The sequence below is a fragment of the Enterococcus sp. MSG3299 genome (assembly GCF_050555765.1).
Taxonomy (GTDB): domain Bacteria; phylum Bacillota; class Bacilli; order Lactobacillales; family Enterococcaceae; genus Enterococcus; species Enterococcus faecalis.
Map to the genome: position 1 here is coordinate 2,626,926 of NZ_CP187869.1, position 23,194 is coordinate 2,650,119.

Below are 23,194 nucleotides of genomic sequence, written 5' to 3' on the forward strand. Positions count from 1 at the left end.
TCTTGCGTGTATGCTGTCGTTCTTAGTTTCCTGTGTTAGCAGGTGTATCTGTCAAAGTCCAAGTAAAAGTTGTCGTGTATTTTTTCGCATATTTTGTGGTTGAACCAGGTACTTCTAATGAAATACTTGTTTTAGCGGCATCTACACTATCGCCCCAGCTCATTAAGTACGTACCCGCACCTTCTTTATCGCCAGCAGCCATGACCACTGATTCAGCCCCAGTTGGGTTTAATTCAATCGTAGCTGGCGCTGTCGTTGGTTTTGCAGATTGTGAAGCTGAAACCACGCGTCCGTTGCTTAAAGTTACTTTGGCCGCTGTTAGTTCTTGGTTGGCTTCAGTTTTGAATTGACCATTTTGTTTTACTTTTAACGTCCAACCTGTTTCAGTCCCACGATTATCTGAGACTTGAACAAAGTTCGGGCCTTCTTGATCGGCACCAGCGTTATCTTTGTATTTTTGTGTTTCTGCATAGTAGGTCATATTTTTTGAGGTAATCGTTTGTTCCCCAAAAGATAAGCTAGATGCATAGTCAATGGATAACGGACCTGCTGTCCCTGGCTTAGGCCCTGTCGGATCAGTTGGATCAACTGGCGTAATTGGTTTATCCGGGTCTGGATTCGTCGGATCAACTGGATTCGTTGGGTTCGTATTTGGTGCAAATTGAATCGCTCCGTTTGTTTGGTATTCACCACCGTCGACTGCTAATGCACTCATTGGTACAAGTGCCAATGCGCCTAAAGTTGTGGTTGCCATCAATGTCATTACTTTTGTCTTTTTCATTTATTTCCCTCCATTATTTACTGGTACATCTGAAAGTAGCCAAGTCAATGTTGTTTTATATTGTACTGCATCCTTAGGGGTTTTCCCGGGAACAGTTAGTGAGATTGCCCGTGTGATTGTGGCATTTACTTGCTGTCCTTGTTGATTTTTTTCGGTCACTTTTTCTGCTTGCCCCCACAGCGTGATCCACGTTCCGGCGCCGGTCTTTTCTGGGGCTTGCATGACAACAGTTTCTGCGCCCGCAGCATCTAATTGAATGTTTGCGGTAGCAGTTGGCGGCAATACGTCCGTCGCATTTGAGCGCACACTGGGCTCAGTAAAGGCGACGGTGGCGCCTGTTAATTCTTTGTGTAATGTTTCTGCATTACGAAATTGACCATTTTGTTTCACTTTTAAAACCCAGCCAGCATTGGTTCCCCGTAAATCACTTACTTGTACATAATTAGCAGTTGCCAATTCACTTGCTGAACCATCTGGGTTTTTATAGGTTTGCGCTCTGGCAAAATACGTTTGATCCTTATTCGATATCTCATTACTCCCAAAATCCAAACTTGAGGCATAATCGATGGAAAGTGGCCCAGGTGTGCCTGGATTAGGTCCATCAGGATTCGTTGGATCGACTGGTCGAACTGGTTTTTCTGGATCGGGATTTTCTGGATTTACTGGATCCGTCCCATCTGTGCTTGGGGTAAAAACAATCGACTGTTCGCTATCAAAAACGACCGTCGCCGCTTCAGCAGGAACAGTGGCGCCAAGCAACATTGTTCCGAATAACAAGGAGTAGACGACTGTTTTTTTCATTTACTTAGCCTCCAACATTCGTTGGTACAGATTTCAATGTCCATGTTAAGGTCGTACGATATTCTTTTGCTAATTTAATCGCTTTACCTGGGACATTTAATTTCACGGCAGTAGCACCTTCTGTCGCATCTTTCCCAAAACGATAGACCCAAGTCCCCATTCCTTTGCCATCTTCTGCTTTGACTAATTCTACTTCTGTTCCAGGAACAAAGGTATGTGCTGCTGTTGGTGTTGGCGCGTATGCGGCATCAACAATCGATGTCACACCTGCATTGGCAATCGATAAAGCGGCCCCTACTAATTCTTCATTTTGGGCTGTTTTGAATTGCCCATTTTGTACAGCGCTTAACGTCCAGCCTTCTTGTGTCCCACGTTTATCCGTTACCTGAACATAGTTGGGACCTGTTGTTCCATCTTTAAATGTTTGAATTTGTGCGTAATAATCTTTCGTATCGGAAGTGATTTTTTGGGCGCCAAATTGAAAGCTTGAAGCATAGTCAATTGATAAGGGGCCTGCAGTCCCTGGTTTTGGTCCAGTTGGGTCAGTTGGATCTTCTGGTTCAACTTTTTCATCTGGATTGGTTGGGTTAACTGGCTTCGTTGGATCTGTATCTGGTTCAAATGTAATGGCGCCATTACTTGTATAGTTCACGTTAATGTCTTCCGCAAATGCTTGTTGTGTCGCTAGGACACCGCTAAATCCTACAATCCCTACTACTGCTAATACTGTTTTTTTCATCTTCTTTTCTCCTTTTAATAAATAATATGCCTATAGTGATAAGGCTGATTCCCAAATAAATAAATGGTGCTTGATTGGTGGTACCTGTCGCTGGTAATCTTCCTTGTCGCGACCCATATACGCCAGAAGAAAGGACGGATGAAGCGCCTCCGTCAGCTGGCTTGGTGGGTTCGGTCGTTGTGGAAGAATTACTAGTCGCTGTTGTCGACTCTTCTGTGGGATATTCATACGTTCCATAAAAGGAGACAACACCACTATTTTCATAAGCTGCTTCCCCAAACGCAGTGTCTGAATGACAGAAGCTGAAAAGACCTAAAAAACAACTAAGCAAAAGGTATTTTTTCATCTCACTTCTCTCCTCCTTGTTATGGTGCCATGACTAATGACCATGACAATGTCCCTTTGAATTCGCCAACTTTTTGTTTCTCGACTGGCACAGATAGTTTAAGTCCCCGTTGGTTTGCCGCACCCCAACCTTGGTTAATTGTATAACTACCTGAACCGGAGCCTTCATTTTCTGTAACAACCGTATCTCCTTTATTGAGTAAAAATTCTCCTTTGTCTGTAACCAATGACAAATCTTCCAATTGATCTGTGCCGTTCGTTAAGGGATTCGTTACCTGAACATTCAGTTTCCAAGGCGTACTTTCTGTCCCGCGTGTGTCTTGAACGACTAAATCATCTGAAAGAGTTGGCCAGTAAACTTCTGGCTTGGCAGAAATTTTTTGTTTGCCAAAATCAATTGTTTTAGGTACTTTTTCTAACGTTAATTCACCTGAAATAGACACATTGACTTTTTTATTTAACGTTTCACCAGCTTCTGTAAATTGATAATTGGCTGGCACCGTTTTGGCTAATTCTTCTGGTTTCGCTTGTTGAATGGCTTGGAAGGTTGCGGCATCAAGACTTGGCGTTTGATTGGCCCGACCATCTGCGAAAATCACCGTTGCTTGTGTCCATTGTGCCAACTCGTCTGAATTCGTTAAGCCATTTGCTTCTTTTAACTTCAAATGCGCACTTGTCGCATACAAGGCAAACGAACGATCTTTGGCAAGGACACTTTCATTTTTCACAACAACTAAATGAACCGTTTTGTTTTGCAAATTATCCCCTGACGTCCCTGCTTCTAATTGAATATCATGTTTCCGCGATACAGTTTTTTCTGCTAACGGCGCTTGAATTTGTGGTAAATCCGTCTCTTTTAATGAGGTTTTGAAAAACGGCCGACCTTTTGCGCCAAGCATTTCTATTACTTTATCGACAGTCGTTAGTTGCGCTGCCTCATCTTCTGTGACAATCACCGATTGCCCCGAAAGTTCCACTTTATTTGAAAATTGAACTTTCACCTGATAACTGTAGTTCATATTCGTCGCTTTCCATGAAAGCGGGGTGGTATCTTTCTGCTCTGGAATTTGCTCTATCGCGCTCCCAACTTCACTAGATTTAACCGTTCCTTGGTGCAACCAAGAACCTGTTACTTCGTCAGGAAGGAAGCTTAGGGTTGGTGTTAAAGCACTTGAGGTCGGAATCATCAAACGTCCTTTTTGAACTTTTTGTCCAGCTACTTCGGTGCCCCACGCTTGTAAGGTTAACGGCGCATTGCCGGCTTTGACCTCTTTTACATCATGAGAAATAGTACCTGCACCTGCCACAATTCCAGGCGTTTCCACTTCGTAATCGATGATGGAACCAGGAATTGCTATCCCATAGCCATTGGCGCCCTTTGTCACATCGTTATCGCCAATAAATGTTTTTCCAGTCGCTTTTTCAATCCCATGAAACGTTGTTGGCATAAGTTTTGTAGCATTATTGACCGTTGGATTAATCGTCAAGACCTGATAGGCTTTGACATTTCCAAACCAAGTCCCTGTGCTATCCACCAAAGCAGTTGTATCTGTCGTTGGTTTAATCCATAAAAGTTCATCTTTTGTTGGATCGACAGCTTCAAAATCCGCAATGTTTACCTTACCTGTACCAGGAATTGTTTCTAATGTTGCATGATCCTGAACCGTTAGTTTGCTAGCTGAAATTAAATTGGCCGTGTTGGTAATCCCAATTCCTGCATTTTTAGATAGATGAATTGATCCGAATTCATTGTAAGTCGTACTATGATTCGCGGCAGTAGCAGAAACGCCATTTTTGATGTTCCCACCATTAGCCATTAATTTAATGCCATTGGTGACATTTAATTCCGTAAAGTTGACAACGCCTAAGCCTGTCGCATTTAGTGGTTCTGTTTGATAGTTATTGGTGCCGTCAACGTTCTCGCCAATGTTAATGACAACTTTCTGAGCATTTTTAGAAACAATGGTATTGGTGAAACTATCTGTTGCATTTCCACCAGATAATCCATTGATTGTTTTGGCACCTTGTAAATTTATCTCGACATCACGTAACAGCCCTGTCGTAGGGGCATTACCATAATTTGTTGCATATAAGTTACCAATACTTGAACCTGTTGCTTGAATATTCATAATAATTTTGCCACTTTTTGTATATGAGGACGTCCGCGCGCCATCTCCGTATATCGCTGCACCATTCAAAACATCTGAACCTGGTTTTGTATAGATATTTAGCGTGATTGTATTAGAAGCATCTGTTCCTAAATTAGTTGTTCCGTTATAAGGAACACCTCCTGAAATAAACGTTCCCGAAGGCAATTTAAACTCGCGATTGTAGTTTCTTAAATCAATGGTCAAATTTGCGTTTCCTAACAAAGAGCCAACATTTGTTATTCCGCCAGAAAAACCATTCGTTCCTTCACGAGGAGTACCAGAAAAGTCGCCACCGTAAACAATGTTATTAGAATTTCCAGTAACAGTATGATCACTTGAAGCACCATAAGATGCTCCCATTGAGGCATTAATGACACCATCATAAACGGTTACTCCAACATTCCCGACAATTTTTTTATCATTCCAGCCACCACCAGATAAGAACCAGTCAACTTGACCATTCCTCACAGTTGCTTGGGCATTTCCATAAACTCGACCGCCTTCATAACCACTTCCTTCTAAGGTATCGACAATACCTCCATTCAATGTATTAGAGGTGTTCCCTTCAACAACGCCAGAAAATAAACCACCGTATGTTCGTCGAGCTACAGCATTATTAATTACTGTATTTGACTCACCGCGAATGTAGATAGTCCAAGCATCTCGGCCAATGACAAGACCACCGCCAGCAATATCAAAATCTTTCGCATTCGCTAAATTATTTCTACTAGAAGAATAATTCGTGTCAGTTGGACGACTTCCTTTATAAACCAAGCCATCGCCGCCAGCTGTGCCATCGCCTGTTTGTGTTCCAACTTCTATAGTTGCCTTACCTTCTACGTAACCACCTACACCAGCTGCGGTTGTTCGCCACAGATCCGCATTACCAAATGAACCTTTAACAAGATGTGAGTGAATATTTCCTAAAATTTTATAAGTTGCACTATCAAAAGCTAATTTTGCTCGTTGCTCTGATGTATAAGCATCATAGGTGCCTTCATTGGAAGCTCCTAGTGCTGCTTTTGATAATCGATCAGCTTCCGTTCCACTACCACCATCAAAATTACCTATACCGCCTTGAGCATCTGTTGTTCCACCAATAACCGTATTTTCAATATTTCCTGTTATTGTGCCGTTATAACGATTGGCTCCAATAATACTTGGTCCATAGGTTGTATAATTACTTGCATCGAGGGTTGTGGAAATTGCATTTGTTCCACGATTTGTTCCAATATTCCCACGACCTGAACCACCAACATACGGCCCTCTTGAACTCCAACCGCCATATCCAGATAATGAATTTTTAATAGTACCATTAATGTTTCCATAAAGTGCGCCACCATAGTAAGTGGACATCCTAAAAGAACTATTTGCTTCTACTGCAATGTCTAACTCATTGGAAACACTCCCGGTCACAGAAATTGGGTTTGCTGCTGTACCAATTCCTGCACCATAATAATTAGAAAGAGCACCATTGATTCGTTTAACAGAAACGGTTACATTCCCATCGACTGTACCTAGATTTGCACCGCCTGATAGCGTATTGATTCCGGAGACCGTGTTATTAATGAGCAACGTTGGGTTTCCTTTTAAAGTTCCACCATTATTATTTCCGCCATAAAAATACCACGTACCTGAACCAGTACTATTTACTGTAATCACAGGATTTCCTGTAACATCGCCTGAATCCGTTCCGCCAAACACAGAGAAACCATTCCCGATAGAACCACCATTCAATGACAAACTATGACCGTTTAAATACATTTGTGATCCTGTATAAGAAATATTTCTTAAAGTAATATCTGTACCGAAGTGAACAATTCCTAGTGCCAATGTTTTGGAACCTGTAGGTAAAGTTGTATCCATACTAATCGGATCCGCACTGTTTCCAGTAATCACTAAATGATTGACCTTGCCTTGCAAGGCGTAAAAGGTCATATTACTTGCCGTAACGGTGTCAGGAATCACTTTAGCGGTGGTTGCCGTACCCGTTGTAATATTAGTTCCTATATAAAGAGTGAAATCGCCATTGTTCCCCTGTTGATACAAATCAAACAAGGCTTCTTTCAAACCAGCCTCTGTCGATGCATATTCTTTGTACGCTGCTCCATCTCCTGCTGGACTTGGCACAACAATCACTTTTGTTTTATCCGCAGGAGCAATTGTGTCCGCAATGGACTGATCAACTGAAACAGCTCTGGCCATGCGTGTCCGTTTCTGTTTAAAGACAGCTGTAAGTTGTGTATCTTCTGAAAACTCTAATTGAAGAAGTTCTTCATTTGTATATGTTTTTCCTTGGTAAGACCAGCCAACGAAAGTCGTATTTTCCTCACTATTCGCCCATTTTGGTAATTCTTCTGTCCGAAGTGGCTGATTTTTTTCTTTTACCACTTGATAACTTTTTGTATCATTTAGAAACAAAGCTTGATCCGTTGTTTCAAAGGTCAAGGTGATTTGCTTCTGCTCTTCGCTTGGTTTTGTTTCTGTGGAAGAGGTGGTTACTTTTTCTGTGATAGCACTAGATTCCGTCATTGATGACTGTTCTATAGAATGTGCGCTGCTTTCTTTTGTTGCTTCACTTGTACTGGTTTCTGCTGTTTTTGGCTGTGTCTGCGTACGTTCTGTTTGTTGCTCCCCTTCAATCGCCCACGCTGAAACAGATAAAAATGGTTGTACAAGTAAACAAGTTGCCAATAAAACAGCGATTTTCTTTTTCATTAACTTCATCACTCCTCCCTCGAAGTAAACTTTCCACAACCAACCTATGGCTCAAGTATACGAAGTTTTCTTCTGATTTTTTTAAAGATATTTTCTTAATTTCAAAAAAAAAATTTATTTTTTAATTTTCTTTTTGTTAACTAAACGAATTTTTTGCTGTTTTTTGTAAGATAAAATGTTAATTTGTTCACAAAAATAACAAAAACGTTGTTTTTAACATTAAAATTAACAAACGAGTTCGTAGTATAGCACGGATTTTCTCTCATGTAAACATCATTAAATAAACATTTTTGTTTAATTTATACATATTTCCCAGCTAAAAAAATGACAAAAATAAATAAACAGAGGCCTTAGAAATATTTCTAAGGCCTCTGTTTATTTATACTTATTCACAAACTGGACTGTTTCTTGGTAACATTGTTTAGCTTCTTTTGTTTGATAGTCGAATTGATATTCATGGGTGATCGTTGCTTTCTTATCTTTGAAAAAGAGAGCTGAAACTGGAACATTTAAAGTTTTTAACCGCTGAACCAAGGCTAGTCCTTGCTCTTGGAATGAAAAACTATTGCCATCTGTTAGATACGTCGGGGGAAATTCTTTGGTGACTTTATCCACTAAACTCACTTCTTGCAGTTCCGCGCTCGTCTGCCAGTCTTTAGTGCCGAGCAAGGACCAAGCCACTGTTTTAACGAAAAATTTCATAAAACGATTATCACTTTGTTGGTTGGCCATTTGTTTCAAATCCACCGGACCACAATACGAGAGCGTGCCTTTTAAATGGCTAGCCGGCAATGCTGCAGTCATCCCTAGTTCTTTGGCATAGTTGGCATTGGTTTGAACTGTTGCATATTGTAGAGCAATCTGTGCACCCGCACTGTCCCCGCCAATAAAAAGCTTAGATAAATCTAACATGGGATACGCTTGTTTCTTTTCTAACAAAAATTGAACAAGTTCATTGACCTGCTGGAGCTGGCTTGGATAAGGTGCATCTGGTGCTAATTCATAATTCATTGAAATAAAGGCAACTGAGGAATCAGCCACTAAACGTGTCGCAAACTCTTTCATCCCAGACTTATCTCCTCCCACATAGCCACCACCATGGACCCATAAAACGACTGGTACCGCTTGTTTTGACGTTTGGGGATAATACAAATCAAAGGTATTCTTTTTTCTTGAAGAAGGGTATGTTTGATTTTCTTGCAATTGAACATTGGGCAATGCTTTATCATAGGAAGCTGAATCTTTTATTTCAACTTCGCCTGCGAATAACTGGTTGATGACCCAAGCGCCTGGCTTAGGAGATAATTGAAAGGCGAGAAACACGCCTAAGCAAATAACCACAATGATTCCTAACAACCAAAGGATAAAACGTACGATTTTTCTTTTCACTCTATTCACCTGCTTTAATTTGTAGCAAAATTATAGCATGTTTTTTAGCCAAAGCGTTTATTTTGAAACAGCTTTTTTAGAATTTGATGTACTTTTATCATTTGAAATGCCCTCTTAAAAGCTGTAAAATGAACAAAATGACTTTAACCTTTAGGAGGTTGCCAAATGAAAGCTCTGATTTCCATTGATTATACGAATGATTTTGTCGCCACAGACGGAAAACTAACCACTGGTGCCGCTGGACAAGCCATTGAAACGGCTCTTGTTCAACAAACAAAGCACTATTTTGACAATGGCGATTTTGTGGTTTTTGCCATTGATGGGCATGATCCCCTAGATCACTATCATCCTGAAAATAAACTTTTCCCGCCCCACAATGTCTTAGGAACTGACGGGCGTAATCTGTTTGGCTCGCTAGCTGATTTTTATCAAGCTCACAAAAATGAGGCAACCGTTTATTGGCTGGACAAACGGCACTATTCTGCTTTTAGTGGCACGGATTTGGACATTCGGTTACGAGAACGAGGAATTACAGAGCTTTGTTTAACTGGTGTTTGTACAGATATTTGCGTGTTGCATACGGCTGTTGATGCCTATAATTTAGGCTATCAATTAATGATTCCCGAGCATGCCGTTGCTAGTTTTGATGAACAAGGACACGAATGGGCGTTACGCCACTTTAAACAAACTTTAGGAGCAACCATTCTATAAAAAGACTGGTCAATCCTTCCACGCGCCCTATCTATACTCAAAAAATCGTGTAAACAACACAAAAGCCAACCTTACTATGGATAAGGTTGGCTTTTTTATGCTCATTTTAACTCCGAGCCTGCGGATTAGTGATAACTAGCATTCACAGAATAAGCAGAGACTGCTAGCTGATAAAAATTAGCTACTCATAAAAGAGTGAGGAATCCCACTTTTTTATAGACCAATGACCGTTGCAAAGAAAGGAACTACTAAAACAGTAACTACGCCAACCACTACGACAGAAATACTAGCCATAGCAGCCTCTGTTTCGCCCATTTCCATGCCAACTGCCACACCTAGGGCATGTCCGGCCGCACCTAAAGCTAAACCTTTGGCGATTGGATTGTTAATTTTAAACCATTTCAATGCAATTCGGCCCAAGGCATAGGTTAGTACACCATTGAAGATTACAGTAAACGCCGTAATGGAAGCAATGCCACCAACAGTTTGAGAAATAGGTACGGCAATCGCTGTTGTAGCTGCTTGTGGTAAGATTGAGGCCACTAAATGATTATCCATGCCAATCACTTTTCCTGCAAAATAAACAGCCACTAGCGAATCAAAAGAACCAATTGTTAACGCCGTTAAAATTTCTAACCAATATTTTTTCAACACGTCTCTCTTTTTATATAAAGGAATCGCAAACGCTACTGTCGCAGGCTCTAGAAAGAAGCTGATATATTTGCCACCTTCATTGTATTGCTCGTAACTAATTCCTGTTACTTTTAAAACGACAACGCCTAAAATCATCGCAACGAATAATGGCGTAAATAAGAAGAAACCTTTACTTTTTTTAAACAACCAAGTACCTATGCCAAATACAGCTAATGAAATAATAATGCCAACATACGGATTCATGCGCGAACCTCTCCTTTCGCTTTCTTCGTTGCTGCGGGTTCTTTTTCTTTTCGAGCATCTTTCATATGCAATAAAAAGGCGCCCGTCCAACCAGTCGTTGCTAGTAACGCTAATGTTGCTACTAAAATAACAAAAACAATTTGAACGCCAAATTGTTGCATAATCCCTAAAGAATTAACTAAGGAAATCCCTGAAGGAACAAATAAAAATGTAATAACCGTTGATAAGCTGTTACCTAGCCCTTCCACTTGCTCCAATTTAACAACTTTTGTACATAAACCAATGAACAATAACACCATGCCAATTACTGAAGCAGGCATTGGTATTGGGGAAATGAACGCCAAGCCGTTGGCGATTAACATAATAATGGCAAAAACTGCTGCTTGTTGTAAAAATGAATATACTTTCTTTTCCATTCTTCTTCGCTCCCTTTTGTCTGTTTTCTATGGGTTAAGTATATAAAGAAAACGTTTTTTTAAGGGCTTTTTTTCATGAAATGCCAGAATTTCTTCACCAAATGCAAAAATCACCACTTGAAATGCATTCGACATTTCAAGTGGTGATTTTTTAACTTAAGCCAAGTTTTTCTTTAAATTCTTTGACGTATGAACGGCTAACAGGTACTTTTGAGCCATTGGTTAAAATTACTTGCAACGTGTTATTAAACCACGGCTGGATTTCTTGAATTTTTGTTCGATTCAAGATGAAACTTCGATGCGTTTTAATAAAGAGCGTGGCAGGTAATTTTTGTTCGATACTGTTGAGGGTCCCTGTCATCTTGTAGACCTGTTGATCCACAAAAATGCTCAGTTGCCGTTCTTCGACAGAAACGAGGTAAATATCTTCTGGCGCCACAAGATAAATGCGGTCTTCCCCTTGAATAGGTATTGCTTCAGATTTTGGTCCTTTTTCGGCAGTGTTTTCTGGGACAGCTTGAGCCATTTCTTTCGATGCTTTTTCAATGACTTGTGTTATTTTTTCTTCTTCAAAAGGTTTCAAAATATAATCTTTTGCATTCACTTGAAAGGCCTTTAACGCATATTGATCATAGGCGGTTGCAAAGACCAAGTAGGGCGCTTTTTTAAGATGGGTTAATTTTTCCGCTAAATCAAACCCGCTTTCATCGGTCAAATGAATATCTAAAAATAACAAATCTGGCTTTTGATCCATCATCTCTTCCATTGCCTCCGCCACAGAATCCGCTTCTGCAACGCTCGTCACTTGCGGATGTTGGGAAACAAGATAGCTCAATTCTTCTCGTGCTAAGGGCTCATCATCAACGATTAATACGTGCATCTAATTCCTCCTGTTCCATCGGGATTTCTAAATGAACATGGCTCCCGCCTGTTTCTAAATTTTCAATTAAAAAACAACCTTCTGATCCATAAAGGTTCGCCATTCTGCGGGACAAGTTTTCCAGTGCCGTGCCGGTGCCTTTTTCCGAAGTCACTGTTGTCTTTCCTAATAGCAAGCGGCGTTCTTCAGGAATCCCTTGCCCATTGTCATACACATCCACATGTAATTTGTGTTGTTTTGCTTTGACCACTACCCGGACTTGATTGTTCTCTTTACGGCTGCCAAATGCATGCTTGATGGTATTTTCCACTAACACCTGAATCGCATACGGCGGTACTTTTTCTGAAGCAACCGCTTCTTCTACGTCAAATGTTACTTGATAACGATTCGGAAACCGTGCTTGTTCTAATGACAAATAGGCTTTTACTTGTTCTAGTTCTTGTGAAACTGGGATCGTAGTTTGCACGGCTCCCTGCAAGTTGCCTCGAAAGTATTTGCTTAATTGGAGCAATAGTTTCCGCGCTTTTTCACTGTCTTTCCGCATTAATGCGGAAATAGTATTGATGGCATTAAAGAAGAAATGCGGGTTCACTTGCGCTTGCAAGGATTTAATTTCAGCTTCTTTAAGTAATTTTGATTGTACTTCCGCTTCACCTAATTCAATTTGTGAAGAAAAAATTGTCCCAAGACCTTCTGCTAACTGCTCCTCGACATGCGTTAACTGCGCTGGATCCGCAAAGTACATTTTTAAGGTGCCAACAATTTGCTGATGGGAAAATAATGGAATCACAATCGCCGCTTGCAACGGACAATTAGGGTCCGAACAACCAACTTCTTCTTTGGCATGTGCGATGGTCATTCGGCCCGTCCGTAACACTTCCCGAGAAAGCTCTGTAATGACTTCTAGCTCTGGAATATGATGATCGCTTCCTGCACCAACATGAGCTAAAATTTGATGACTGTTTGTCATGCTAATCGCACTGACTTTTGTATAATGCTTAATAATCTCCGCAACTTTTTTGCTGGAATTTTTATTGAGTCCTTCTCGAAAATATGGCAGTGTTTCCGCTGCTAATTCCAAAACATCGTGCGTCTGAACCGCTTTGGCCTGCTCTTCTTGTTTCAATGTCGTCGTTAGAATCGACATAAAAATAAACGTTCCTACGCTATTTAACAAAATCATCGGCAGCGCAATAAAACGAACCAACGTGGCTCCGTCCGCTAGATCACCGCTGAAAAAGAAAATAAAAATCATCTGAATCATTTCCATGCACGCTCCGACAATGGCAGAAAAGCCGGCAGACGGAAAAACGGTTTGCTTTGCCATGCGGCTCCCTAAAAAACCGGCAATTAAGCCAACAATTAAAGAAGCAGGCACATAAAAGAAACTATGCCCCCCGCCTTGAATAACCCGATGAAAGCCAGCAATTAAACCAACCGTACTGCCGACAATCGGACCACCCACTAATCCAGAAACGCCAATTACTAACGTACGCGTATTCGCAATGGAAGCATTGCTGCTTAAATAGGTTAGTAAATTATTGGGAACAATCTGATTCTTAGCGATTTCGATACCTGTAAAATTAGAAATAATAGCAAATAAACCAAAAATCAAAATCAATTGAACTTTTGAAGACATTTTTTCACGACTTAATAAAACACGCTTAAAATAAGGCACATTCACTAAAAGAAAGGCCAGTAAAATAATTAAGCCCACCCGTTCCATCATTAAAATAAATAATTCGACCACACCGGCACCTCCTTCCTATTAACTATACTATAAATCAAGGAAAAGAAAAAAATGAAGCTTCTCAAAAAGAGGCTTCATTTTTTCTATTCATTAAAACGCAGGAATATTGGCGCCTTTAGAATTTTTCTTGATGTATTCAGCAACTTCTTTTGTTGTCATCGCTTCTTTTAAAACCTTGATTTTTTCGCTATCTTTTTCGCCTTTGCGTGTCACAACTTGCAATGCGTAATGTTTACTTGCTTCTTCATCTTCTAACAAGATCGCATCTTTCGTTGTTAAACCAGCAGGTTCTAAGTAGGCTGGGTAGCAGAACACCATAGCGATGTCTTTTTCATCATAGGCTTTAGCTAAATTCAGTAAATCAATGCTTTCAAAAGTGATGTTTTTAGGATTTTCCACGACATCTGCCACCGTGCCATTAAAGCCGACACCTTCTTTTAATTTAATCACGCCGTTTGCATTTAAAATTGCTAAAGCACGACCTTCATTGGTTGGATCGCTAGGAATCCCCACTTTGGCATTTTCAGGTAAATCTTTCGCATCTTGATATTCTTTTGAATAGAAACCACCAGCAAAATAATAAATCGGTTGCACAGCCACTAAATCAGCTTTTTTCTCTTTGTTAAACATTTCCATGAAGGGTTGATGTTGCGCAAAATTAGCATCCGCTTCGTCATGTTGCACGGCATCGTTGTAGGCAACATTGTCGCTCACTTCCATAATGTTAATTTTGTACCCTTTTTTCTCAGCTTCTTTCTTGGCAATCTCCAAGATATCTTTTGAAGATTCCAATTGCACGGCAACGGTAATCTCCTTGTCTTCTTTCTGGTCTGCTTGTTTATTTCCCCCACAGGCAGCTAAAATAACTGTTGCAATAACAGCGAATGTTGCTAAATAAAACTTCTTCATTCTTTTGTCCTCCTACTTTCTTTTGTCTAGTTTTTGGGCAATGAAGTTCCCAAGCATTTGTAAAATGAAGACCAGTGCAATCATAATCACAATGGCAACATACATAATACCGTATTCATACCGTTGATACCCGACACGAACTGCAAAATCGCCAATCCCGCCGCCACCAACAACACCCATCACCGTGGAATATGAAACCATACTCACTGTCGTGGTTGTGTAAGCAAGAACCAATCCGCTACGTGCTTCCACCAATAAAAAGTGCCAAATGTATTGGACTTTCGAGGTACCTAACGAATTAGCTAAAAAATAAATTTCTTCTGGAACATCCAACAGCACTTGTTCAACCAAGCGAGCAAAAATCGCGATCGCAACAATACTCAATGGCACAGATGAAGGAATTGGGCCAAACGCCTTTCCTAAAACAGAACGAGTGACTGGAATCAACGCAATCACAAATAATAAATAAGGAAACGAGCGAATAACAGTTACAATGAAATTTAAAACCCAGTACAGCCAAGGTTGATGCCCTTTGACTTTCGGATTAGCCAAAAATAGTCCTAAGCCTAAAGGCAAGCCAACAAGCAAACAGATAGCCATCGAAATCGACATCATAATCCCTGTTTCTTTTAAACCAACCAGCATAGATGGCCAATATTCGGCAAAGGTTTCTGAAAAAGTCATGGGCGCAAACTCCTTTCCACTTTTTCTAAATAGGAAAGCGGTTCTTCCTCATATTGCTGAGGATTATTCAGAAATTCGCCAATTAACTGACCTTTTTCCATCACTAAGATACGATTACATAAGCGCTTCACGGTTTCTAATTCGTGACTGACAAAGAAAATAGTCGGTCGGAATTCCTGATGCGTCTTATGTAATAGTCGAACGACACTTTCTGTATTTTCTTCATCTAATGAACTCGTTGCCTCGTCACATAATAACCATTTTGGATTACGGCTCAACGCTCGAGCAATAGAGACACGCTGTTTTTCTCCACCAGAAAGCTGAGCAGGATACGCTTCTGCCTTATGGGCCATATCAACAAACGTTAATAAACGCTCAATTTTTTCAGGCTGTTTCTCTTTTAAAAGTTTCAAAGGCAACGCAACATTATCATAAATTTTCAAATTTTCTAACAAATTGTAATGCTGAAACACCATCCCCATTTGTTGTTGCTGCTGGCGAACTTCTTTTTTAGAGAAGGTTTGAACATTTCTGCCATCAATACGAATCTCCCCTTCACTCGGTTGTTCCATTAAATTCAACAAACGTAACAACGTGGACTTGCCAGAGCCACTTTTCCCAACAATCCCAACGATTTCTCCTGGTTGGACAGAAAAGTGAATATTTTTTAACGCGTGTGTCTCTTGATAGACTTTCGACACATTCACTAACTCAATCATGATTACCTCCTAAAGGCCGACAAACAAACTATAACAACTAAAAAAACTGTATAACAATTAAAGTAATTCTGTGAAACGATTTAAAAAAACTATTACGAATTAAAAAATAACACACGTTTCAAAAAACAGCGTTATACCAGAGATGTAACTACTTACATCATCTACTAAAACAGAAAAAAAAGCAACCTTTTTATTTGTGAAAAAAACACTATCTGTTTTTTGTCTGTATTATTTTGTACAAATGAATTAAAAATTTCCTGTTTCTACAGCTATTTCCCCACGCTCCTACTAAAAAAAGACATTCTCAGAAACGAGGCATCCAAAAAGGGAAAAGCGCTCGTAACGATAATGTCTCTAATAGTTTACTTTTTAAATACAACTGTTTCTTCGACAGTAATTCTTTCAGCCAATGATTGAATCACTGGACAGTTTGAGGAGACAAGCTTCAAACACCGTGTCGCCCGTGCTTGAAAGGCTTCTGGAACAGTCACATAAAAGAGAATCGTTACCTGTTTTAATGGTTGTGCGCGTCTCTCTACTTCTCTTGAATACGTGACTTCTATTTTTTCAAACTCAAAGGGAATGTGCGAATTTTCCAAAACGGATTGATACACGTATCCCCCACAAGCGCCAATTGCCGAAACGAGCATTTGAACTGGCGAGTATCCCTCTTCTTTTGCTAACACCCAGCGCGCTGTTTTCGTTTGTAATTCAAATTTTTCCACACCACGAATAATCGTCAAACGTTCTACCATTGCCATCTTCACTCCTTTTTACTTTTTCTTAAAAGATACTACAAAACAGCTCTAAAACAAACATTTCTAACTTCTCAACTTAGCAAGTCCTAAAAAAAACAAAATTCTCACTTGACAAACAACTCAACACCTGATAATATACTTCCGTTCAAATCGTAACCATTACGATTTATATTTTATAAATCCAAAAAGAAAGGAAGTGCCTTATGGCTAAAAAATCAAAAATTGCTAAAGCAAAAAAACAACAAGCAATGATTGCAAAATATGCGCCTATTCGCCAAGCCTTAAAAGAAGCTGGCGATTATGAAGGTCTTAGCAAATTGCCAAAAGATGCTCATCCAAGTCGCTTAAAACTCCGCGATCAAACAGATGGGCGCCCACGTGGCTACATGCGTAAATTTGGCATGTCTCGGATTCGTTTCCGTGAATTGGCTCACCAAGGCTTGATTCCTGGCGTCAAAAAAGCAAGCTGGTAACTCATTATTTCGATAAAGACAACTAGCGAGGACAGTCGCATTTGGGCTGACCTCGCAGCCCCCTTTATCTTTTATACGCAATTAAAAAAATCAAATTGGAGGACGGTACTATGCGCCAAACCATTACGTTAGCTTGCGCTGAAACTGGCGAGCGCCTTTACTTAACAAGTAAAAACAAACGAAATACACCAGAAAAATTACAGCTGAAAAAATATTCACCAAAACTACGGCGCCGCGCACTTTTCACTGAAGTCAAATAACAGGAGGAAAACTTGATGGGCATTCCAATCACCATTGTTTCTGGCTTTTTAGGCGCAGGAAAAACAACCTTAATTAACCATGCGCTTGCGCAGTCACCGTTTCCTAAAGAAGAAATTATTATTATTGAAAATGAATTTGGTCAAACAGGCGTTGACCACGCATTACTTTTACAAACCACGGAACGAATTATTCAATTAAATAACGGTTGCATGTGTTGCAGCTTACGAGGAGATCTTCTTGCCTCTTTATCAGCAATCTTAGAAGTGTACCAAGAAGAACAACAAACCGTTGCCCAAGTCATTTTAGAAACAACGGGCATTGCTGATCCGCAACCAATCATTCAAACAATTTTAACGACCCCGCACATCAAAAATCATTTCTATATAGACAGTCTCTTAACGGTCGTTGATGGGCATCATTGGCAACAGCAACTTCAAGAAGCCGAAGCCATCAAACAACTGGCCTTAGCAGATCGCCTCTTTTTTTCTGTCAAGGAACCAGCAGACAGCACTCAGCTACCAACGTTCCAAGAAACCCTTCGTACCATTAATCCTTTTGCTGATATTTTATCCTTTCAAGCCAACGAGCCTCTTTTGGCTAGTGACTTTTTTCAATTAAATAAGTTTACGGCAACACTTACAGAACACGAAATGACTCATTCCCCGCATGAGCACGCCCACGAGCATCATCACCATACCTTTCACTCCCTTACGTTAACGGCGTCCTCAGCCCTCAACGAACCTCTTTTCACTCGTTGGCTTGATTGGTTAATGTATACACATCAGGAAAAGTTATACCGTTTCAAAGGGATTCTCGCCTTACAGGAGCATGACTTGGCCATTGCCATGCAAGGCGTCAACCAGCAAGTGGCCTTTCAAATGACGAATCACCCCCCTCAAGAAACGACAATTGTTCTGATTGGCAAAGAATTAGAGACAAAAAAAATTCAAGAAACCTTTCAAACCCTCAACAAAATAGCTACTCCGTAAATTATTTTTTACGAAATGGAGGTCCTATATATAATGGAAAAAACTGACTTATCTAGCGCTTATCGTCGACTGAAAAGTCCCAACATCAAAACACGAAAACGCGCACTTAAAATCATTAAAGAACATAAGCGCAATAAACAAAAGAAAATTGCGTAATTCACTAAAGGAGCACACCTATGAAAAAATTTACTCTTCCCCTGTTAGCCGCCTTATCGCTAATCCTTTTCGGCGCTTGCGGCAAAACAAACACCTCTGATAAAACCGCTGACGGTAAAGAAAAACTATCCATTGTCACGACTTTTTATCCTATGTACGATTTCACTAAAAATATTGTAGGCGATGAAGGAGACGTCAAATTGTTAATCCCTGCTGGTTCTGAACCACACGATTATGAACCATCCGCCAAAGATATGGCTACCATCCATGATGCGGATGTTTTCGTTTACCACAATGAAAATATGGAATCTTGGGTACCCAAAGCTGCTAAAGGCTGGAAAAAAGGAGCCCCGAACGTCATTAAAGGTACCGAAAACATGGTCTTACTTCCTGGCAGTGACGAAGACGGACACGACCATGACCACGAACATGGCGAAGAAGGCCACCACCATGAATTAGATCCGCATACTTGGGTTTCGCCCCATCGTGCCATCCAAGAAGTCACAAACATCAAAGAACAATTAGTCAAACTTTACCCTAAAAAAGCCAAAACATTTGAAACAAACGCAGAAAAATACTTAACAAAATTAACAGCATTAGACAAAGAGTTCCAAACAGCTTTGAAAGACGCTAAGCAAAAAAGTTTTGTTACCCAACATGCTGCATTTGGTTATCTTGCCTTAGATTACGGCTTAAAACAAGTGCCAATAGCTGGTTTAACACCTGAACAAGAGCCAACAGCAGGGCGCTTGGCAGAGTTGAAAAAATATGTCACAGACAACCAAATTCGCTATATTTATTTTGAAAAAAATGCCAACGATAAAATTGCTAAAACGTTAGCTGACGAAGCGAATGTTCAATTGGAAGTCCTAAACCCGCTAGAAAGTTTGACACAAAAACAAATGGACAATGGCGAAGATTATCTTTCTGTAATGAAAGAAAACTTAACTGCTTTGAAAAAAACAACAGATACAGCTGGGAAAGAGGTTCAGCCAGAAACCTCTGAAAAAACAGAAAAAACCGTGGCTAACGGCTATTTCAAAGACAGTGAGGTGGCTGAGAGAACACTGACAGATTACGCTGGAAATTGGCAATCCGTCTATCCTTTATTAAAAGATGGCACATTAGACCAAGTCTTCGATTACAAAGCGAAACTGAAAAAAGATAAAACACCAGCCGAATACAAAACCTACTATGATGCCGGCTATCAAACCGATGTCGACCACATCAACATCACTGATTCCACCATCGAGTTTCTGGTCGATGGCAAACCACAAAAATTCACCTATAAAGCAGCCGGTTATAAAATTTTAAACTATGCAAAAGGCAACCGTGGCGTCCGTTTCCTTTTTGAAACAGACGATGCCAATGCTGGGCGGTTTAAATACGTCCAATTTAGCGACCACAACATCGCACCAACGAAAGCCGCTCATTTCCACATCTTCTTCGGCGGCGATAGCCAAGAAAGTCTGTTCAATGAAATGGACAACTGGCCAACGTATTATCCAAGCGACTTAAGCAAACAAGAAATTGCCCAAGAAATGATTGCGCATTAAGCATTCAAAAGAGAGGAGATAGCATTAGCTAAAATGCTGCCTCCTCTCTTTTTTTATTTAGTCAAGCACACCATGTTCTACTTCAAACGTCGCTAACAACTGGCGCACTTCATCCGTTGATTTTGTATTCATTAATTGTGCTCTTAAATCACTGGCACCTGGAAAGCCTTTGACATAAATTTTGAAGAAGCGATGCAACCCAACGATGGAGCGAGGCACCAATTCCGCATATTTGTCTTGAAAATCCAATTGTAAACGTAGCAAGCCCAGCAATTCTTGTGGCGTATGTGTTTTGGGTTCTTTTTCAAAGGCATAAGGATTTTTAAAAATCCCCCGACCAATCATGATGCCATCTACACCATATTGTTCTGCTAATTCTAGGCCCTTTTGACGATCGGGAATATCCCCATTAATCGTAATTGTCGTTTGCGGTGCGACACGGTCCCGAATAGCCATAATTTGCGGAATGACCTCCCAATGGGCATCCACTTTACTCATCTCTTTTCGTGTTCGCAAATGAATGGATAGATTCGCAATGTCTTGCTCTAATAAATGCGTGATCCACGCCTCCATTTCCGCCATTTCAGTAAACCCAATGCGTGTTTTGACACTAACAGGTAAGCCACCTGCTTTGGCGGCGTCAATCAATTCAGCCGCGACTTCTGGGCGCAAAATTAGCCCGCTGCCTTTTCCACGCTCAGCCACGTTGGGCACAGGACAGCCCATATTTATATCTAATCCTTGAAAGCCCATCTCCGCTACGCCGATACTCATTTCACGGAAAAATTCCGGTTTATCTCCCCAAATATGTGCCACCATCGGCTGTTCATCTTCTGTAAAAACGAGGCGCCCGCGCACACTGTCTTTCCCTTCAGGATGACAATAACTATCTGAATTAGTAAACTCTGTAAAAAACACATCTGGTGCTGCAGCTTCTTTCACGACATGACGAAAGACCACATCAGTGACATCTTCCATCGGTGCTAAAACAAAAAAGGGCTTTGGCAATGTTGCCCAAAAATTCTTGCTCATCTTCATATACTCCGTTTCTGATTTTTTCTTTATTTTCAACGACAATTGTCGACATATTCTGGTGCGAAACATTGCTATTATACAGGGAAATGCACGAAGAATCAAAAAAGCATACTTAGAAACAAGAAAACTGTCTGAATCTGCTCGCTAGAATGAGTGATTCAGACAGTTTAATCTTTTTACGGCTTAACTACGTAAACCACGCCCTGTTTCTACAAGGTACCAACAAATGCCATATAAAACGACAATAAATAAGATTAAAATGGTCATAGAAATACCAATTGGCACATCTTGAACCCCTAGGAAACCGTAGCGGAACCCAGAAATCATGTAAACAATCGGATTAACTTTTGAGACAGCTTGCCAAAATGGCGGCAACATGGAAATGGCATAGAAAACCCCACCCAAATAAGTTAAAGGCTGTAACACAAAGGTCGGCACAATCGATACATCATCATAGGATTGCGCAAAAATACCATTTAACAAACCAGCTAAAGAAAAAAGAATCGCTGTCATCAATAAAGTCATGATGACCATCAGCCAAGAAACAACGTGCAATGGGACAAAAAATAGAGAAATGATGGTGACTAACGCACCGACCAAAATACTACGACCAACGCCACCAATCACAAATCCCCAAATAATCACATGAGTTGGAACTGGCGCCACGAGAATTTCTTCGATATTTTTCTGGAATTTTTGTGAGAAAAAGGAAGATGAAACATTGGCGTACGAGCTTGTAATGGCTGACATCATAATTAAACCTGGCACGATAAATTCCATATAAGAAAAACCGCCCATGTCGCCAATTCGCCCGCCAATCATTTTCCCAAAAATCACAAAATATAAGGACGTCGTAATCACTGGCGGTACCAGTGTTTGGACCCAAATCCGTAAATAACGGTTGGTTTCCTTCACAGCTAAACTTTTTAAAGCAGTAAAATACAGACTAAACATGTTGATCCTCCCTATGGTACGTATCCTCGGTAATCTTCAAGAAGAGCTCTTCCAAACGGTTGGACTTATTCCGCATTGACAATACTTTGATTCCTTGTTGACTTAGCTGTTCAAACAAGTGATTGACTCCTTGGTTTCGTTCTACTTCCACCGCTAACGTTAACTCGTCCTCAAATACGCTTTGATAGCCTTCAATAACTGGCGCCTGCGTATAAGGTGCTAAATCAAAAATAAACGTTTCGAATTGTAATTTTGCTAACAAGTGCTTCATGCTGGTGTTTTCAATCAATTCACCAGACTGAATAATCCCAATGTTGCGACACAACATCTCAGCTTCTTCTAAGTAATGGGTCGTCAAAATAATCGTGGTTCCCTGCGCATTTAACTCTTGTAAAAAGGCCCACATTTCACGGCGCAATTCAATATCGACACCTGCAGTTGGTTCATCTAAAATCAATAACTTCGGCTCATGCATCAGCGCGCGAGCAATCATTAACCGACGTTTCATTCCGCCAGAAAGCATTCGCGCCCGCTCGTTCCGTTTTTCCCATAAGTTGGATTGTTTTAAATATTTTTCACTCCGTTTCATGGCTTCTTTACGAGACACCCCATAATAGCCCGCTTGATTGACCACAATCTGTTGGACCGTTTCAAACGGATTGAAGTTAAACTCCTGCGGCACTAACCCAATCTGTTGCTTCGCCCGCACCATCTCCGTATCTAAATCATACCCAAAAATTTTGACTTTCCCCGAAGTCTTATTAACTAACGAGGTCACAATCCCAATCGTCGTTGATTTTCCTGCGCCATTCGGTCCCAAAAGAGCATAAAAATCGCCTTCTTCGACTGTTAAATCAATCCCCCGCAACGCTTCAACACCTGAAGCGTACACTTTGCGTAAATCTTGTATCACAAGAGCATCAGTCATTCGTAACTCTCCTTAATGTATAAATATTCATGAGTATTATTGTAACACTTCTCGATAAAAACGGGGGTTATTTTGATTAAATTTCACAGTCTTGCTTAGTTATTTTTCAACAACAAACTAGCCAACGATTAACGTGTTTATTTTGATTTAAAACTGTTTAAACAGTTTCAAGAACGTTAAACTCCTTTCAAATCA

General features: G+C 40.4%; 23 protein-coding genes. 6 read left to right on the forward strand and 17 right to left on the reverse strand.

Annotated features, from left to right (window positions below):
* Positions 1-22: 22 nt before the first annotated feature.
* The 6 genes from IGL23_RS12915 to IGL23_RS12940 all read right to left on the reverse strand — a co-directional run bounded on the left by IGL23_RS12915 (position 23) and on the right by IGL23_RS12940 (position 8,923).
* Positions 23-781 carry a WxL domain-containing protein gene (locus IGL23_RS12915; RefSeq protein WP_002383195.1) on the reverse strand — a complete coding sequence of 253 codons (759 nt, stop codon included), beginning with the start codon at positions 779-781 and terminating at the stop codon, positions 23-25.
* Positions 782-1,582 (reverse strand): WxL domain-containing protein, encoded by an 801-nt coding sequence (locus IGL23_RS12920; RefSeq protein ID WP_002385162.1) that lies wholly within the window; start codon positions 1,580-1,582, stop codon positions 782-784.
* 4 nt (positions 1,583-1,586) lie between these two features.
* Positions 1,587-2,321 (reverse strand): WxL domain-containing protein, encoded by a 735-nt coding sequence (locus IGL23_RS12925; RefSeq protein ID WP_002365407.1) that lies wholly within the window; start codon positions 2,319-2,321, stop codon positions 1,587-1,589.
* Positions 2,278-2,667, reverse strand: a complete 390-nt coding sequence (locus IGL23_RS12930; RefSeq protein WP_033594250.1) for an LPXTG cell wall anchor domain-containing protein — start codon at positions 2,665-2,667, stop codon at positions 2,278-2,280. Before IGL23_RS12930 ends, IGL23_RS12925 begins: the two co-directional genes overlap by 44 nt.
* A gap of 19 nt (positions 2,668-2,686) precedes the next feature.
* Positions 2,687-7,543 carry a hypothetical protein gene (locus tag IGL23_RS12935; RefSeq protein ID WP_033594249.1) on the reverse strand — a complete coding sequence of 1,619 codons (4,857 nt, stop codon included), beginning with the start codon at positions 7,541-7,543 and terminating at the stop codon, positions 2,687-2,689.
* Between the two features lie 366 nt (positions 7,544-7,909).
* Complete coding sequence (locus tag IGL23_RS12940) at positions 7,910-8,923, reverse strand: alpha/beta hydrolase (RefSeq protein ID WP_010823295.1); 1,014 nt, start codon at positions 8,921-8,923, stop codon at positions 7,910-7,912.
* A 165-nt stretch (positions 8,924-9,088) separates the two neighbouring features.
* Here IGL23_RS12940 and IGL23_RS12945 point away from each other — a divergent pair, with 165 nt between their 5' ends.
* On the forward strand, positions 9,089-9,634 hold the full coding sequence (locus IGL23_RS12945; protein WP_016630755.1) for a cysteine hydrolase family protein: 546 nt from the start codon (positions 9,089-9,091) through the stop codon (positions 9,632-9,634).
* Between the two features lie 213 nt (positions 9,635-9,847).
* On the opposite strand, the gene lrgB is transcribed toward IGL23_RS12945, so the two are convergent.
* From lrgB to IGL23_RS12985, 8 genes are all read right to left on the reverse strand, one after another.
* Positions 9,848-10,531 carry an antiholin-like protein LrgB gene (gene lrgB / locus IGL23_RS12950; protein ID WP_033594248.1) on the reverse strand — a complete coding sequence of 228 codons (684 nt, stop codon included), beginning with the start codon at positions 10,529-10,531 and terminating at the stop codon, positions 9,848-9,850.
* Complete coding sequence (gene lrgA / locus IGL23_RS12955; protein ID WP_002354829.1) at positions 10,528-10,947, reverse strand: antiholin-like murein hydrolase modulator LrgA; 420 nt, start codon at positions 10,945-10,947, stop codon at positions 10,528-10,530. The genes lrgB and lrgA overlap by 4 nt, the downstream gene beginning before the upstream one ends.
* 151 nt (positions 10,948-11,098) lie before the next feature.
* On the reverse strand, positions 11,099-11,827 hold the full coding sequence (locus IGL23_RS12960) for a LytR/AlgR family response regulator transcription factor (protein ID WP_002354828.1): 729 nt from the start codon (positions 11,825-11,827) through the stop codon (positions 11,099-11,101).
* On the reverse strand, positions 11,808-13,577 hold the full coding sequence (locus IGL23_RS12965; protein WP_033594247.1) for a sensor histidine kinase: 1,770 nt from the start codon (positions 13,575-13,577) through the stop codon (positions 11,808-11,810). Before IGL23_RS12965 ends, IGL23_RS12960 begins: the two co-directional genes overlap by 20 nt.
* A gap of 90 nt (positions 13,578-13,667) precedes the next feature.
* Positions 13,668-14,486, reverse strand: a complete 819-nt coding sequence (locus tag IGL23_RS12970) for a MetQ/NlpA family ABC transporter substrate-binding protein (protein WP_002354826.1) — start codon at positions 14,484-14,486, stop codon at positions 13,668-13,670.
* Between the two features lie 12 nt (positions 14,487-14,498).
* The gene (locus IGL23_RS12975; RefSeq protein WP_002368484.1) at positions 14,499-15,170 is read right to left on the reverse strand and encodes a methionine ABC transporter permease; all 672 of its coding nucleotides are present in this window, start codon (positions 15,168-15,170) and stop codon (positions 14,499-14,501) included.
* Complete coding sequence (locus IGL23_RS12980; protein WP_002354824.1) at positions 15,167-15,889, reverse strand: methionine ABC transporter ATP-binding protein; 723 nt, start codon at positions 15,887-15,889, stop codon at positions 15,167-15,169. The genes IGL23_RS12975 and IGL23_RS12980 overlap by 4 nt, the downstream gene beginning before the upstream one ends.
* Positions 15,890-16,251: 362 nt before the next feature.
* A complete protein-coding gene (locus IGL23_RS12985; RefSeq protein ID WP_033594246.1) occupies positions 16,252-16,650 on the reverse strand; it encodes an OsmC family protein in 399 nt (132 codons plus the stop codon).
* 200 nt (positions 16,651-16,850) lie between these two features.
* Here IGL23_RS12985 and rpsN point away from each other — a divergent pair, with 200 nt between their 5' ends.
* The 5 genes from rpsN to IGL23_RS13010 all read left to right on the forward strand — a co-directional run bounded on the left by rpsN (position 16,851) and on the right by IGL23_RS13010 (position 20,082).
* Positions 16,851-17,120, forward strand: a complete 270-nt coding sequence (gene rpsN, locus IGL23_RS12990; RefSeq protein ID WP_002354822.1) for a 30S ribosomal protein S14 — start codon at positions 16,851-16,853, stop codon at positions 17,118-17,120.
* Between the two features lie 110 nt (positions 17,121-17,230).
* Complete coding sequence (rpmG, locus tag IGL23_RS12995) at positions 17,231-17,380, forward strand: 50S ribosomal protein L33 (protein ID WP_002354818.1); 150 nt, start codon at positions 17,231-17,233, stop codon at positions 17,378-17,380.
* A gap of 15 nt (positions 17,381-17,395) precedes the next feature.
* Positions 17,396-18,370, forward strand: a complete 975-nt coding sequence (locus IGL23_RS13000; RefSeq protein WP_033594245.1) for a CobW family GTP-binding protein — start codon at positions 17,396-17,398, stop codon at positions 18,368-18,370.
* 33 nt (positions 18,371-18,403) lie between these two features.
* Positions 18,404-18,526, forward strand: coding sequence for a putative metal homeostasis protein (locus IGL23_RS13005; RefSeq protein ID WP_002383181.1), 123 nt, complete (start codon positions 18,404-18,406; stop codon positions 18,524-18,526).
* Positions 18,527-18,546: 20 nt separating this feature from the next.
* Positions 18,547-20,082, forward strand: a complete 1,536-nt coding sequence (locus IGL23_RS13010; protein WP_016616437.1) for a zinc ABC transporter substrate-binding protein AdcA — start codon at positions 18,547-18,549, stop codon at positions 20,080-20,082.
* 57 nt (positions 20,083-20,139) lie between these two features.
* Here the strand turns inward: IGL23_RS13010 and IGL23_RS13015 are convergent, their stop codons facing one another.
* The 3 genes from IGL23_RS13015 to IGL23_RS13025 all read right to left on the reverse strand — a co-directional run bounded on the left by IGL23_RS13015 (position 20,140) and on the right by IGL23_RS13025 (position 22,999).
* Positions 20,140-21,114, reverse strand: coding sequence for a tRNA dihydrouridine synthase (locus tag IGL23_RS13015; RefSeq protein WP_033594244.1), 975 nt, complete (start codon positions 21,112-21,114; stop codon positions 20,140-20,142).
* A 186-nt stretch (positions 21,115-21,300) separates the two neighbouring features.
* On the reverse strand, positions 21,301-22,071 hold the full coding sequence (locus tag IGL23_RS13020) for an ABC transporter permease (RefSeq protein WP_002354811.1): 771 nt from the start codon (positions 22,069-22,071) through the stop codon (positions 21,301-21,303).
* Complete coding sequence (locus IGL23_RS13025; RefSeq protein WP_002368489.1) at positions 22,064-22,999, reverse strand: ABC transporter ATP-binding protein; 936 nt, start codon at positions 22,997-22,999, stop codon at positions 22,064-22,066. Before IGL23_RS13025 ends, IGL23_RS13020 begins: the two co-directional genes overlap by 8 nt.
* Positions 23,000-23,194 lie beyond the last annotated feature (195 nt).

Coding starts and splice junctions, on each gene's coding strand:
- IGL23_RS12915 (WP_002383195.1), bottom strand. CDS start 781: ATGAAAAAGACAAAAGTAATGACATTGATGGCAACCACAACTTTAGGC.
- IGL23_RS12920 (WP_002385162.1), bottom strand. CDS start 1,582: ATGAAAAAAACAGTCGTCTACTCCTTGTTATTCGGAACAATGTTGCTT.
- IGL23_RS12925 (WP_002365407.1), bottom strand. CDS start 2,321: ATGAAAAAAACAGTATTAGCAGTAGTAGGGATTGTAGGATTTAGCGGT.
- IGL23_RS12930 (WP_033594250.1), bottom strand. CDS start 2,667: ATGAAAAAATACCTTTTGCTTAGTTGTTTTTTAGGTCTTTTCAGCTTC.
- IGL23_RS12935 (WP_033594249.1), bottom strand. CDS start 7,543: ATGAAGTTAATGAAAAAGAAAATCGCTGTTTTATTGGCAACTTGTTTA.
- IGL23_RS12945 (WP_016630755.1), top strand. CDS start 9,089: ATGAAAGCTCTGATTTCCATTGATTATACGAATGATTTTGTCGCCACA.
- lrgB (WP_033594248.1), bottom strand. CDS start 10,531: ATGAATCCGTATGTTGGCATTATTATTTCATTAGCTGTATTTGGCATA.
- lrgA (WP_002354829.1), bottom strand. CDS start 10,947: ATGGAAAAGAAAGTATATTCATTTTTACAACAAGCAGCAGTTTTTGCC.
- IGL23_RS12960 (WP_002354828.1), bottom strand. CDS start 11,827: ATGCACGTATTAATCGTTGATGATGAGCCCTTAGCACGAGAAGAATTG.
- IGL23_RS12970 (WP_002354826.1), bottom strand. CDS start 14,486: ATGAAGAAGTTTTATTTAGCAACATTCGCTGTTATTGCAACAGTTATT.
- IGL23_RS12975 (WP_002368484.1), bottom strand. CDS start 15,170: ATGACTTTTTCAGAAACCTTTGCCGAATATTGGCCATCTATGCTGGTT.
- IGL23_RS12980 (WP_002354824.1), bottom strand. CDS start 15,889: ATGATTGAGTTAGTGAATGTGTCGAAAGTCTATCAAGAGACACACGCG.
- IGL23_RS12985 (WP_033594246.1), bottom strand. CDS start 16,650: ATGGCAATGGTAGAACGTTTGACGATTATTCGTGGTGTGGAAAAATTT.
- rpsN (WP_002354822.1), top strand. CDS start 16,851: ATGGCTAAAAAATCAAAAATTGCTAAAGCAAAAAAACAACAAGCAATG.
- rpmG (WP_002354818.1), top strand. CDS start 17,231: ATGCGCCAAACCATTACGTTAGCTTGCGCTGAAACTGGCGAGCGCCTT.
- IGL23_RS13000 (WP_033594245.1), top strand. CDS start 17,396: ATGGGCATTCCAATCACCATTGTTTCTGGCTTTTTAGGCGCAGGAAAA.
- IGL23_RS13005 (WP_002383181.1), top strand. CDS start 18,404: ATGGAAAAAACTGACTTATCTAGCGCTTATCGTCGACTGAAAAGTCCC.
- IGL23_RS13010 (WP_016616437.1), top strand. CDS start 18,547: ATGAAAAAATTTACTCTTCCCCTGTTAGCCGCCTTATCGCTAATCCTT.
- IGL23_RS13015 (WP_033594244.1), bottom strand. CDS start 21,114: ATGAGCAAGAATTTTTGGGCAACATTGCCAAAGCCCTTTTTTGTTTTA.
- IGL23_RS13020 (WP_002354811.1), bottom strand. CDS start 22,071: ATGTTTAGTCTGTATTTTACTGCTTTAAAAAGTTTAGCTGTGAAGGAA.
- IGL23_RS13025 (WP_002368489.1), bottom strand. CDS start 22,999: ATGACTGATGCTCTTGTGATACAAGATTTACGCAAAGTGTACGCTTCA.